Source organism: Kribbella sp. NPDC059898 (genome assembly GCF_042730855.1).
Lineage (GTDB): Bacteria > Actinomycetota > Actinomycetes > Propionibacteriales > Kribbellaceae > Kribbella.
Map to the genome: position 1 here is coordinate 306,456 of NZ_JBHWKR010000010.1, position 12,598 is coordinate 319,053.

General features: G+C 70.5%; 13 protein-coding genes. 4 read left to right on the forward strand and 9 right to left on the reverse strand.

What is annotated here, in order from left to right; genetic code table 11:
• Nucleotides 1-3 precede the first annotated feature (3 nt).
• Entirely contained in the window at nt 4-1,074 is a 1,071-nt protein-coding gene (locus ACFV9C_RS29365) for an ABC transporter substrate-binding protein (protein ID WP_380198749.1), read from the reverse strand.
• A 56-nt stretch (nt 1,075-1,130) separates the two neighbouring features.
• The gene (locus ACFV9C_RS29370; RefSeq protein ID WP_380198783.1) at nt 1,131-1,217 is read right to left on the reverse strand and encodes a putative leader peptide; all 87 of its coding nucleotides are present in this window, start codon (nt 1,215-1,217) and stop codon (nt 1,131-1,133) included.
• Between the two features lie 124 nt (nt 1,218-1,341).
• Between ACFV9C_RS29370 and ACFV9C_RS29375 the strand changes: the two genes are divergently transcribed.
• Nucleotides 1,342-3,918, forward strand: a complete 2,577-nt coding sequence (locus tag ACFV9C_RS29375; protein WP_380198750.1) for a family 78 glycoside hydrolase catalytic domain — start codon at nt 1,342-1,344, stop codon at nt 3,916-3,918.
• On the opposite strand, the gene trmB is transcribed toward ACFV9C_RS29375, so the two are convergent.
• From trmB to ACFV9C_RS29395, 4 genes are all read right to left on the reverse strand, one after another.
• A complete protein-coding gene (gene trmB / locus ACFV9C_RS29380) occupies nt 3,896-4,600 on the reverse strand; it encodes a tRNA (guanosine(46)-N7)-methyltransferase TrmB (protein ID WP_380198751.1) in 705 nt (234 codons plus the stop codon). The two genes, ACFV9C_RS29375 and trmB, sit on opposite strands and share 23 nt — an antisense overlap.
• 10 nt (nt 4,601-4,610) lie before the next feature.
• A complete protein-coding gene (locus tag ACFV9C_RS29385; RefSeq protein WP_380198752.1) occupies nt 4,611-5,042 on the reverse strand; it encodes an SRPBCC family protein in 432 nt (143 codons plus the stop codon).
• Nucleotides 5,039-5,353, reverse strand: coding sequence for an ArsR/SmtB family transcription factor (locus tag ACFV9C_RS29390; protein WP_380198753.1), 315 nt, complete (start codon nt 5,351-5,353; stop codon nt 5,039-5,041). The genes ACFV9C_RS29385 and ACFV9C_RS29390 overlap by 4 nt, the downstream gene beginning before the upstream one ends.
• A 146-nt stretch (nt 5,354-5,499) precedes the next feature.
• Entirely contained in the window at nt 5,500-8,406 is a 2,907-nt protein-coding gene (locus tag ACFV9C_RS29395; protein ID WP_380198784.1) for a bifunctional [glutamine synthetase] adenylyltransferase/[glutamine synthetase]-adenylyl-L-tyrosine phosphorylase, read from the reverse strand.
• A gap of 201 nt (nt 8,407-8,607) precedes the next feature.
• Here ACFV9C_RS29395 and ACFV9C_RS29400 point away from each other — a divergent pair, with 201 nt between their 5' ends.
• Both ACFV9C_RS29400 and ACFV9C_RS29405 read left to right on the forward strand, forming a co-directional pair.
• Complete coding sequence (locus tag ACFV9C_RS29400; RefSeq protein ID WP_380198754.1) at nt 8,608-9,096, forward strand: hypothetical protein; 489 nt, start codon at nt 8,608-8,610, stop codon at nt 9,094-9,096.
• 43 nt (nt 9,097-9,139) lie between these two features.
• Complete coding sequence (locus ACFV9C_RS29405; protein WP_380198755.1) at nt 9,140-9,430, forward strand: YiaA/YiaB family inner membrane protein; 291 nt, start codon at nt 9,140-9,142, stop codon at nt 9,428-9,430.
• Here the strand turns inward: ACFV9C_RS29405 and glnA are convergent.
• Nucleotides 9,427-10,767, reverse strand: a complete 1,341-nt coding sequence (glnA, locus tag ACFV9C_RS29410) for a type I glutamate--ammonia ligase (RefSeq protein ID WP_380198756.1) — start codon at nt 10,765-10,767, stop codon at nt 9,427-9,429. The genes ACFV9C_RS29405 and glnA overlap by 4 nt on opposite strands.
• A gap of 116 nt (nt 10,768-10,883) precedes the next feature.
• Between glnA and ACFV9C_RS29415 the strand changes: the two genes are divergently transcribed.
• Nucleotides 10,884-11,291, forward strand: coding sequence for a hypothetical protein (locus ACFV9C_RS29415; RefSeq protein WP_380198757.1), 408 nt, complete (start codon nt 10,884-10,886; stop codon nt 11,289-11,291).
• Here ACFV9C_RS29415 and ACFV9C_RS29420 read toward each other — a convergent pair.
• Nucleotides 11,217-12,101, reverse strand: a complete 885-nt coding sequence (locus ACFV9C_RS29420) for a hypothetical protein (protein ID WP_380198758.1) — start codon at nt 12,099-12,101, stop codon at nt 11,217-11,219. The genes ACFV9C_RS29415 and ACFV9C_RS29420 overlap by 75 nt on opposite strands.
• Nucleotides 12,098-12,568, reverse strand: a complete 471-nt coding sequence (locus ACFV9C_RS29425; protein WP_380198759.1) for a hypothetical protein — start codon at nt 12,566-12,568, stop codon at nt 12,098-12,100. The genes ACFV9C_RS29420 and ACFV9C_RS29425 overlap by 4 nt, the downstream gene beginning before the upstream one ends.
• Nucleotides 12,569-12,598: the final 30 nt, after the last annotated feature.

The window sequence follows — 12,598 nt, forward strand, 5'->3', positions numbered from 1 at the left end:
CCCCTACTTCGCGTCGAGGCCGGCGGCGTCGACGGCAGGCTTGCCTGCTTTGGCGAGTACTTCGTTCAGCGGGCCGAGGTCCGCGAAGCCGGCGACGTTCGGCGCCTGCTTGGCGATGCCCGCGGTGACCTGGTCCTTGGCCAGCTGCGGGAACGTGCTCGCGACCGGGTCCGCGGTGATCTGGATGTGCTCGAACGCGCGGTCGATGACGGCCGGCTTCAACGCCTTGCCGGTCGCCGCCTTCAGCTGCGCGTTCACGACGGTCTTCGCGTCGGCGGTGTTCGCCGTACTGAAGTCGATCGCGGCGACCAGCCCGGTCAGCAGGGCCTTCACGGTCTGCGGGTGTTCCTGCAGGAACTGCGTACGGACGATCAGCACGGTGGTCGGGAACTTCCCGTTCGGCCACAGCGACGCCTCGTCGAGCAGGACCTTCGCGCCAGCGTCCAGGACGAGCCGGGACGACCACGGCTCGGGCAGCCAGGCCGCGTCCACGTCACCCTTCTTGAAGGCGTCGAGCGTCTGCGCGTTCTCCAGGTTCGTGACCTTTACCTTGCCGGTGAGGTTCTGCCCGGCGAGCCACTTCTTCAGCGACACGTCCTGGGTGTTGCCGAGCTGCGGCGTCACGACGGTCTTGCCGATCAGGTCCGCGGGCTTGGTGATCGACGGCTTCACCACGAGCTGCGCGCCGCCGGACGTCGTACCGGCGATCAGCCGGACCGCCTCGCCGTTCGACTTCGCGTACGCGTTGATCGCGGGGCCGGAGCCGATGAAGCCCGCGTCCAGCGACCCGCCGAGCAGCGCTCCGACTTCTTCGGGGCCAGCGTTGAACTTCGTCGGGACGAGCTTGGTGTTACCGAGCTCCTTGGCGAACAGGCCCTTGCCGAGGCCGACCAGCGCCGCGGCGTGGGTGACGTTCGGGAAGTAGCCGAGCCGCAGCTCGGTCGCGGGGCCCTTGTCGGACGAGGCGGCCTGGGTGGCGTCGCTGCCACCGGCACGGGAGCAACCGGCGGCGGCAGCGGTGAGTGCGAGGGTGGCGGCGAGCAGGCGGAACGGGCGAATGGCGGAGATACGCACGAGGGACCCTTTGGTCTCGGAGGTGGTTGTGACGGGGGCTGGAGCGGCGCCGCCGGTCAACAACCTGCCGAGTTCACGCGCAGCAGATCGACGTGCCGGCGCCGGGTGAGGGCGTCTCCGGGCGCGTTCGCGATGAGCTGCATAGGACTATGAAAGCGGACAAAGTCAAGCAACCTGCTCTGGTTTCGCGATGTGAGACGAGAAATCGAATGCCGGATGCGGTCACAAGGGTTGAACCGCGGCGAGGGCGCTCATACGGTCGTCAGCGTGCTGACTCCCCGCTCTCTCAAGACCGAGTACGCCGTTCAGCCGCTGGGCGTCGACGTACCGCGCCCGCGCTTCAGCTGGGTCGCCGACGCACCCGGGTACGGCGCCACGCAGACGTCCTACCAGGTGCTGGTCGCGTCCGCGCCGGAGTTGCTGACGCCGGAACAGGCCGACGTGTGGGACTCGGGCAAGGTCGAGTCGGCGCGGACCTTCGGGATCGCGTACGACGGACCGGCCGCGGCACGGACGCGGTACTACTGGACCGTCCGGCTGAACGAGGGCGACTGGGCCGAGCCGTCCTGGTTCGAGACCGGGCTGCTCGCCGAGGGGTTCGGCGACGCTGCCTGGATCGGCGGAGCGACCGAGAGCGCGCCGCTGCTCCGGCGCGGGTTCGCGGTCGACGGGACGGTCCGGCGGGCGCGGCTGTACGCGAGCGGCCTCGGCTACGCCGACCTACGGCTGAACGGGCAGGCGGTCAGCGACGCGGTCCTCGATCCCGGCTTCACGGCGTACGACCATACCGTACTGTATGGTACGCACGACGTGACCGGCCTGCTGCGGCCGGGCGACAACGTGGTGGGGGCCGAGCTCGGCCGCGGGTTCTTCGGGCTGACCTCGGTGAACGTCTGGCGCTGGCACGACACCCCGTGGACGGCCGACCCGCGACTGATCGCGCGGCTGGTGATCGAGTACGACGACGGCCGCGTGGCCGAGGTCGTCAGCGACGAGGAGTGGCGGATCACCGGCGGGCCGACGCTGTCCGACTCGCTGTACACCGGCGAGACGTACGACGCCCGCCGCGCACTGGCCGGGTGGGACGCGCCCGGGTTCGACGACTCGACGTGGTCCACGGCCTCGGTGGTCGAGGCACCTCGCGGGACGTTGCGGGCGCAGGCCCACGAGCCGATCCGGGTGATCGAGACGGTCGACCCGGTCGAGGTCACCGAGGTCCGGCCGGGCGTCTGGATCGCGGACCTCGGCCGCACCGTCGCCGGGTGGACCAAGCTGGAGGTGACCGCGGCGGCCGGCACCACGATCACCCTGACGCACGGCGAGACGGTTGCCGACGGCAACGTGGCGGCCTGGAACGTGCACGTCGACGGCGACCGGATCCAGCGCGACGAGTACATCGCGGCCGGTACCGGCGTCGAGACCTGGGAGTCGCGGTTCTCCTACAAGGGCTTCCGGTACGTGCAGCTCGAAGGGGCGCCTGCCCGGTTGCGGATGCGGGTGGTGAACTCCGACGTCGCGTCGGTGACCAGCTTCGCCTCGTCGCAGCCGCCGTACGAGCAGTTCGAGCACGCGATGCGGCGGACGATCCTCAGCAACCTGCACGGGATCCCGACGGACACGCCGTACTTCGAGAAGAACGGCTGGACCGGCGACGCGCAGGTCGGTACGCCGACGATGCTCGCGACGCTCGACCTGGCCCGGTTCTTCACCAAATGGCTCGGCGACATCCGCGACAGCCAGGCGGATTCCGGTCAGCTGCCGGTCATCGTACCGACCAGCGGGTGGGGCTTCACCGACCTCTCCCCCGCGACCGAGTGGCCGACGGTGTACCCGTTCCTGCTCCGCGAGATGTACCGCTGGTACGGCGACGACCGGCTGCTGCGCGAGCACTGGGACTCGCTCACCCGGTACCTCGCCTGGGAGCTGGACCGGGTCGAGGACGGGCTGTCGGTGAGCGTGCTCGGCGACTGGTTGCCGCCCGGGTTCGGCGACGGCCCGGCACCGGAGGACCGGCGGCTGACGGGTACGGCGTACCTCTACCGGGCGTGCGTGGTGGCGGCCGAGATCGGCTCGGTGATTGGCGAGCCCAACGAATACCGCAAGGCGGCGGGTGAACTCGCGGACGGGCTGAACCGGGCGTTCCTGGACCGCTCGGCCGGGCGGTACCGGTCGGCCGACGACCCGGACTACCGGCAGACCTCGAACGCGGTCCCGCTGGCGTTCGGGATCGTGCCGGAGGAACTCGTCGACCGGGTCGCCGCCGGACTGGCCGCGGACGTCGAGGCGCGCGGGTTCCATCTGAACACCGGGTGTCTCGGTGTCGGCGTCCTGCTGCCGGTGCTGACCGCGCACGGGTACGGCGACGTGGCGACGAAGGTCGCGCTGCAGCGCAGCTACCCGAGCTGGGGGTACTGGTTCGACCTCGGCGCGGACACCATGTGGGAGAAGTGGGAGGACGACTCGCGGTCGCGCAACCACTACTTCCAGGGCACGGTCGTGCAGTGGATCTTCGAGAACGTCGCTGGGCTGCGGGTGGTCGACGCCGGCTGCGAGCGGATCGTCGTACGGCCGGACGCGCGCGCCGAGGTGGATTCGGCGAGCATCCGCACCGAGACGATCCGCGGGACGGTGGCGGTCGCGTGGCAGCAGACCGGGAGCGTGCTCTCGCTGGACGTGCAGGTCCCGGTCGGTACGACGGCCGAGGTGTACGTCCCGTCGGACGGGGCAGCGGACGTCGAGGCGGTACCTCGGGCGTTCGCGGGCGACTCGGCGTACGCCGACGGGTACACGGTTTACACCGTCGGCGCCGGGCCGTGGTCGTTCACGAGTCGGTCCGCTTCGTGAACAGGAGGTCGCGGACGTCGCGGCCTTCCGCCTGGGCGCGCGACTCGAACTTGGTGACGGGGCGCCATTCGGGACGTGGCGCCCAGCCGTCGTAGGAGTTGCGCAGCGACGGCTCGGCCGTGCCGATCGCCAGCATCCGGTCGGCGTAGTCCGCCCAGTCCGTTGCCAGGTGCAACGTTCCGCCGGGCTGCAGGCGGGACGCGACCAGCGCGACGAACGGCGCCGTGACCAGGCGGCGCTTGTGGTGCCGCTTCTTCGGCCACGGGTCCGGGAAGTAGATCCGTACGCCGGCCAGCGCGCCCGGGGCGACGTGGTCGCGCAGGAAGTCGAGCGCGTCGCCCTGCAGCAGGCGGACGTTCTCGAGGTCGTACTTCTCCACCCAGAGCATCAGCTGCCCGAGGCCGGCCGGGTAGACCTCCGCGGCCAGGTGGTTCACCTCGGGCGCGGCGACGGCCAGCTGCGCCGTCGCCTCACCCATCCCGGAACCGATCTCCAGCACCGTCGGCGCGTCCCGCCGGAACCAGTCGGCGAGGTCGAGGACGCCGGGCGGCAGGTCTTCCTGCGTCCGGCCGAGCTCGGACCAGTGCGACTGCCAGACACGCTTCTGCCCGGCCGTCATCCGCACACTGCGGCGGACGGTGCTGAACACGCCCGCTTGCCTGACCTGGTCCGTCGCTCCCACCAGGTGGATTCTATAGCTGCAGGGTGCGGCCGGTCTCCAGGTAGGTCTTCAGGTTGGCCAGGATCGGGCCCCAGCCGTTGCGCCAGCCCTCGACGGTGTCCTCGGCGATCTGGTCGTGGACGACCTCGAGCTTCACGACCGTCGCGCTGCGCGGCTCGATCGTGAACGTGACCCGGCCGGGGACCTGCTCCCCGGCGGAGACCTCGTTCTTGAAGGTGTACGCGAGCGTCTTCGGCTCGTCGTACACCAGGACCTCGCCGGAGTCGGTGAGGCTGTCGTCGGCGCTGTCGTAGAACCGGACCGGCGAGCCGACGGTCCAGTCGGACTCGATCCGGCGGCCGAACCAGTACTGCTGGGTGAACGCCCCCGAGGTGAGGGCCTCCCACAACTTCTCCGGGCTCGTTTCGATGTAGGTCACGTGGATCATCGCGGGTTTGCTCATCGGTTCTCCTCCAGGGCTGCCTTCAGTGCGCTGAGGGCGCGCAGCTTGTCGCGCTCGTAGTTGCTCAGCCACCGTTCGGCGATCTCGTTGATCGGTACCGGGTTCAGGTAGTGGAGCTTGTGCCGGCCGCGCCTGACCGTGACCACGAGGTTCGCGTCCTCGAGGATCCGCAGGTGCTTGGTCACGCCCTGCCGGGTCAGCTCGGGCAGCAGCTCACACAGCTCCTGCAGGCTCTGCCCGTTCCGCTCCCGCAGAGCATCCAGCAACCGGCGCCGCCCCTCGTCGGCCAACGCCTTGAACACCAGCTCCACGACTCCGACAATAGGTAACTAAAAGGTTGCCTGTCAGTGCTGCGTGAAGACGAACAGGTAGTAGTCGGTTCCGGCGCGCGGGCGCAGGCGGGAGACGTGCTCAGAACGGCACCGGAACAGGAGTACTACCTGTTCGTCTTTACGGGTCAGTCGTCCCAGAAGAGGTGGGCGACCGTGTTGTGAGCACGGCGGGTGGTGCGGAGGTAGTCGTCGGCGAAGCGGCCGGACTCGCCGGGCGGGTAGCCGCAGATGCGGGCGACCGCGGCCAGGTCGCGCGGGTCCTGCGGGAGCGAGTCGCCGGGGCGGGCGCGGACCAGCATGATCGCGTTCCGGATCCGGCTCGCCAGCTGCCACGCGGCACTCAGCGTGTCTGCCTCGGACGGATCGACGAGGTGCGCCTCGACGCCGGCCCGGAGGGCGCGGAGCGTGCGGGCGGTCCGGAGGGTCGGCACGCGGTGCGCCTCGCGGAGCTGGAGGAGCTGGACGGTCCACTCGATGTCGGCCAGCCCGCCGCGGCCGAGCTTGGTGTGGGTGGCCGGGTCGGCGCCGCGCGGCAGGCGTTCGGCGTCGACGCGTGCCTTGATCCGGCGGATCTCCAGCACGTCCCGCTCGCTGATCCCGTTCTCCGGGTAGCGCAGCGGGTCGATCAGGTCGCGGAACGACTTGCACAGCTCCGCGTCGCCACACAACGGATCGGCCCGGAGCAGCGCCTGCGCTTCCCAGACGGCCGACCAGCGGGCGTAGTACGAGGCGTACGACGCGAGCGTCCGGACCAGCGGTCCCTGCCGGCCTTCGGGGCGCAGGTCCGCGTCGATCGCGACCGCCGGATCGGCCCCGGGCAGCGCGAGCATCCGGCGCAGCTCGGTCGCCGCCTGGGTCGCGAAGTCGGTCGCCTGCTTCTCGTCCGCGCCCGGCAGCGGATCGTGGACGAACATCACGTCGGCGTCGCTGCCGTACCCGAGCTCGTGCCCGCCGAACCGCCCCATCGCCACGATCGACATCCGGGTCGGCTCCGGCTCGCCCTTCGCGACCGCCTTGCGCGCGACCTCGAGCGCGGTCGTCAGCGTGCCGACCGAGGTGACGGTGAGCGCCTCCCCCACCGCCTCCACGTCCAGCAGCCCGGACAGGTCGGCGGCCGCGATCCGGAACAGTTCCCGGCGTCGCACCGCCCGGATCGCCGCAACGGCCGCCTCCGGCGAGTCCTGGCGGCGCGCGGCCGCGGACATCTCGGTCAGCAGCGCCTCCTGGGTCCGGGGCGTCAGCTCACGTTCGTCGGCAAGCATCGCGGTCGCCTCGGGCGCGCGTTGCAGCAGGTCGACGGCGTACCGGCCGCTGGCCAGCAGGTGTGCGAGCCGCTCGGCGGACGCGCCCTCGTCGCGGAGCTGACGCAGGTACCAGGGCGTGGAGCCGAGCGCGTCGGAGATCGTCCGGAACGCCAGCAGTCCGGCGTCCGGGTGCGGCGACTCCGCGAACCAGCCGAGCATCGCGGGCAGCAACGCCCGCTGGATCGACGAGCGCCGCGACACCCCTTCGGACAGCGCCTCGATGTGCCGCAGCGCCGAAGCGGGATCGACGTACCCGAGGGCCGTCAGCCGCTGCTTCGCCGCCTCGGGCGTCAGCCGTACTTCGTCCCCCGGAATGCGCGCGACCGCGGCGAGGAGGGGGCGGTAGAACAGCTTCTCGTGCAGGCGGCGTACCTCGAGCGCGTGCTTCTTCCACGCGGCGGTGAGGTCGGTGACCGGGTTCTTCGTGAAGCCGAGCGAGCGCCCGAGCCGGCGCAGGTCGGCCTCGTCGTCGGGGACCTGATGGGTACGGCGCAGGCGGTACAGCTGGATGCGGTGCTCCATCGACCGGAGGAAGCGGTACGCGTCCGCGAGTACGGCGCCGTCCGTGCGGCCGACGTACCCGCTCTTGGTCAGGGCCTCCAGGGCGACCAGCGTCGTACCGCTGCGGACCGACTCGTCGCTGCGGCCGTGCACCAGTTGCAGGAGCTGTACGGCGAACTCGACGTCGCGCAGCCCACCCGGGCCGAGCTTCAGCTGCCGGTCGACGTCCGCGGCCGGGATGTGGTCGATGACGCGCCGGCGCATCGCCTGGACGTCGTCGACGAACCCCGCCCGGTCCGCGGCGGACCAGGCCAGGCAGCCGATCTTCTCGGAGTACTCGCGGCCGAGCGCGGCGTCGCCGGCGACCGGGCGGGCCTTGAGCAGCGCCTGGAACTCCCAGGTCTTCGCCCAGCGCTGGTAGTACGCGAGGTGGCTGTCGAGGGTGCGGACAAGCGGACCGGACTTGCCCTCGGGCCGGAGGGCCGCGTCGACCGGCCAGAGCGTGCCTTCGCCGGTGTGCGCCGAGCAGATCCGCATCGTGGCCGCGGCCAGCTGGGTCGCGGTCTTCAGCGCGGGCGCCTCCGGGTCGCCCTCCAGCGGTTCGGCGACGAACAGTACGTCGACATCGCTGACGTAGTTGAGCTCCCGGCCACCACACTTGCCCATGGCAATGATCGCGAGCCGGCAGTCGGCGGCGCCGGGGTGCGCGGCGAAGTACTCGTTCCGGGCGATGTGCAGGGCGGTCTGCAGCGCGCCGCCGGCCAGGTCCGCGAGCACGGCGGCGACCTCGTCGACGAGCAGGCCCTCGGCGAGGTCACGGGCGGCGAGCCGGAGCAGCAGCCGCCGGTACTCGACCCGGAGCGCGTCGATCGGGCTGTCCGCGTCGATCGCGGTGGCGAGCCGGGCCGCGACGTCGTCAAGGGTCGGCCGGGCGGCGGCGAGTGCCGGGTCGGCGAGGTCGTACCAGTGCCGCGGATGCACGCTGAGGTGCCGGCCGAGCGCCTCGCTGGCGCCGAGCACGAAGATCAGCCGGCGGCGGAAGTCGGCGTCCATCTCGAGCGTGCGGGCGAACGCGGCGATGTCGTGCCCGTGCCGGTGCAGCGCCTCGGCCATCGTGCAGAGCCCGAGCAGCGCGAGGTCCGGGTCGGCGGACTCCGAGAGCGTCGTGATCAGCTGCTCGGTCGCCATCGGGCTGTGCGAGTCGAGGCCGTCCAGGTTCTCCAGCATGCCGGCCGCCCGCCGCGGGTCCTCGAACCCGAGCCGGACCAGCCGTCCCTCCCACGACCCTCTCCGACCCTCAGCCACCCCCGCAGGCTACCCAACCGCACGGCCGGCCGAACCGGCGGCCGGAGAAAGTCTCAACTGGATTGCAGGCAATACACGGTGTCGTGTAGCGGATTCGCTGAGTAGTCGGCATGATGGCTGTTCATGGTCATGATGACGGGGTCGCTCGCCGTGCGCGGCACGGTGGTGTGGTTGACGCCCCAGCAGGGCGGACGCGTGTCCGGGCCGCCGGATCCGGACTACGACTACGACTACACCGCGACAGCGTATCTGCCGCCGCGGACCCCCGACGACGGGCAGGCCGGGGTCGCGCTGCGCCGGTTCGCGCCCGGCGCCTGGCGGACGCCGGCCGAGGGGATTCTCGTGCCCGGCAAGGGGAACCGCGCCCAGCAGGTGATCCCCGGCTGCATCGTGGTGATCACCGAAGGCGTGCGCCCGGTCGGGCTGCTCACCGTCGAGGAGGTCACCGCGCTGGCCGACGACGGTACGCCGGTCGTGGCCGCCGTACCGGACTACCCGGTGGTCCAGTACGACACCGACGTACCGCCGCCCGCGGAACCGCCGTACCGGCACTCCACCGCGGCCGCCCGCTGGACGTCGACGCACGGCTCGGACCTGCAGCTGGCTGAGTGATTCTGCTCATGCGCCGGCCGGTGGCAGGCCCGACGATCGGTGCATGACGAAACGCATCCAGCCCCAGCAGACCGCAGCGTTCTACGCCCAGGCCGTCGCCTCGTTCGGCATCTCGCTGACCGCGATGGCGATCGGCCTGGTCTACCTCCCGGCCGCGCCGTGGGTGCGTGCTTTCCTCAGCCTCGGACTGCTGTACGTCGTCACCTCGACGGTCGTGCTCTGCAAGGTGGTCCGCGACCGCCAGGAGGTCTCCGAGGTCAGCAGCCGCGTCGACCAGGCCCGCCTCGACAAACTCCTCACCGAACACGACCCGTTCAAGGTCGACGCGGCCTAGAGGACCGGCAGTAGCTTGTTCAGCTCGAACGGGGTGACCTGGCGGCGGTAGTCCTGCCACTCGGCGCGCTTGTTCCGGAGGAAGAAGTCGAAGACGTGCTCGCCGAGGGTCTCGGCGACCAGTTCGCTGTCCTCCATCGCGCTGATCGCCTCCGCCAGGCTGCCCGGCAGCGGCTTGATCCCGAGGGCCTTGCGTTCGCGGGACGTGAGGGACCAGATGTCCTCCTCGACCTCCGCGGGCAGTTCGTACCCCTCCTCGATCCCCTTCAGGCCGGCGGCGAGCATCAGCGCGAACGCGAGGTACGGGTTCGCCGCCGAGTCCAGCGAGCGGAACTCGACCCGCGACGACTGGCCCTTGTGCGGCTTGTACATCGGCACCCGGACCAGAGCGGAGCGGTTGTTGTGCCCCCAGGACACGAACGACGGCGCCTCGTCGCCGACCGCGAGCCGCTTGTACGAGTTCACCCACTGGTTGGTGACCGCGGTGATCTCGCCCGCGTGGTGCAGCAGCCCGGCGATGAACGCCCGCCCGGTCTTGGACAGCTGGTACTGCGCGCCGCCCTCGAAGAACGCGTTCCGGTCGCCCTCGAACAGCGACATGTGGGTGTGCATCCCGGAGCCCGGCTGGTCGGACAGCGGCTTCGGCATGAACGACGCGTAGATGCCCTGCGAGAGCGCCACCTCCTTCACCACGACGCGGAACGTCATGATGTTGTCGGCGGTCGACAGCGCGTCGGCGTACCGCAGGTCGATCTCCTGCTGGCCCGGGCCGCCCTCGTGGTGGCTGAACTCGACCGAGATGCCCATCGACTCGAGCATCGTGATCGCCTCGCGGCGGAAGTCGTTGCCGATCCCCTGTGGCGTGTGGTCGAAGTACCCCGACGAGTCGACCGGCTCCGGTGTCGTCCCGGGCGCGCCGGTCAGCGACTTGAACAGGTAGAACTCGATCTCCGGGTGCGTGTAGAACGTGAACCCGAGGTCGGCGGCCTTCGACAGCGTCCGCTTCAGCACGTGCCGCGGGTCGGCGAACGACGCGGACCCGTCCGGCATGTTGATGTCGCAGAACATCCGCGCGGTGCCCATCGTCTCGCCGCGCCAGGGCAGGATCTGGAACGTCGACGGGTCCGGCTTGGCCAGCATGTCCGCCTCGGTCACCCGGGCAAACCCCTCGATCGCCGACCCGTCGAACCCGAGCCCCTCGGCGAACGCGCTCTCCAGCTCGGCCGGCGCCACCGCGACCGACTTCAGGAACCCGAGCACGTCGGTGAACCAGAGCCGCACGAAGCGTACGTCGCGCTCCTCCAGCGCGCGCAGCACGAACTCCTGCTGCTTGTCCATCAGTCCACCTCTCGTCCGGGTCTGCGGAGACTTCTCACAGTGTGCCCCGCGCTTGTTAAGCAGACGTTACGTGCCCAGCCGGACAGCGCACCGTTCAGGGCCTAGCGTGTCTGTTCGTGCAGACGATCTTCCATGCCGCCCTGATCGTGGCCGGCGTACTGTGCCTCAGCGACCTGATCGTCAGCACCGCGCGGTTCGTCCAGTCGCTGCGCCGGAAACGACCGGCCGAACGGGACGTCCTCGGCCGCCGGTGGCTGCCGATCCCGGAGCTCGGGTTCGGCATGGTCGCGTTCTGCTGCCCTGGGCTGGTGACGCTCGGGCTCCGGCATCAGGACGCCACCGACCTGCCGACCCGGCAGATCCTGCTCGCCGCCCTGGTCTTCGGGTACGCCGGTGCCGTGCTGTCCCGGGTCGTCCGGACCCCGGGCCCCGGCGGGCGCCGGTTCAAGCTACGCGCCGGCCTGCTGCTCGGCCTGCCGGCCGTGTTCGGGCTGGTCTTCGGCCTCTCGGGCATCGCGGCCTGAACGCCGGGCCTGCCACCACGGCACGATCCGCTCCAGCGGCGCGAACGCCAGCCAGCAGACCACCGTCGGCAGGAAGTGGATCAGCAGGATCGCCGTGTTCGCCGCGTGGAACCCGAGGAAGAAAAGCGCCCCGAACAGTTGCCAGCGGCCCTTGAGCCAGAGGATCACCGGCGAGCAGAACTCCCCGATGATGCCGACCCACTGCATCACGTGCAGCATCCACGGATAGTGCAGCAACCACTCCCCGACCGGATGCGGGCGCCGCACGATCGCCCACGTGAGTACGGCGCTCCCGGGCCAGGTCAGCGCCCATCCCGCACTGCGCAGTTTCGCGACCGCGGACAGGAAGTACGTCGCGATCACGCAGAGCTGGACGCACCGGATCACCCAGCCGGCGGCCTCCGACGTGGTCTGGTCGCCGTACGACGCGCGGCCGACCGTCGGCAGCACCCACAACGCGATCACGAGTGCGAGGTGGTCGTGGTCGACCTTGCCGTCGCTCATCCCGATCAGTACCCACCAGGTGAACGCGGGCGCGACGATCCACCCCGCGATCCGCGGGAACCGGTTCGTGGCGGCGATCAGGCAGGCGACGATGAGGACGACGTACAGCGCGGTGGTGTTGGCGACCGAGGGCTTCGGGAGGTCGAGCAAACGGGCCAGCAGCAACGGTTGGTACAGCCCGGGGTGCTCGCCCTTGTCGCGGGTGTCGCGGACGAACGCGTGCATGTCGAGGATCACGAACAGGTACAGGACCGTCCGCAGCCAGGCGATCCGGGCCATCGCGATCGCGGGGGTGAAGAAGCTCATCGGCCGGCCTCCCACGTGGCCAGCACCTGCGAGGTCGGCGGTCCGTCGACGCGGCCGTCCACCAGCTGGGTCGTGTCGCGGATCAGTTGCAGCTTCAGGTACTTCGGCTTGTCCGGGTGCTTGCGCGCCCATCCGTCCGCGACCTGCTGGAGCAGCGTCGGGTTCTTCTGGATCTCCCCGGCCCGGGCCTCGATCTCGGCACGCGCGACCCCGGCACCCTCGATGTTCAGCGGTACGTCGACAGTCGTACCGGCGTCCGTGACCGCGCTGATCCGGGTGTAGTCGATCTTGGCGTCGTCCGGGACCGACATCGCGTACTGCGACATCGGGCCGAACGGCCAGGCGTCGTCGCTGGCGCGGACCGATCCGTTGATCAGCAGACCGATGCCGGCGACCGCGACCAGGATCCGTACCGCCTTGCCGACCCGCCCCAGTCGCACCTGTTCACCGTCCGTCACGCCCGCCATTACACCATTCCGGTTTGGAGGTCCCGTACG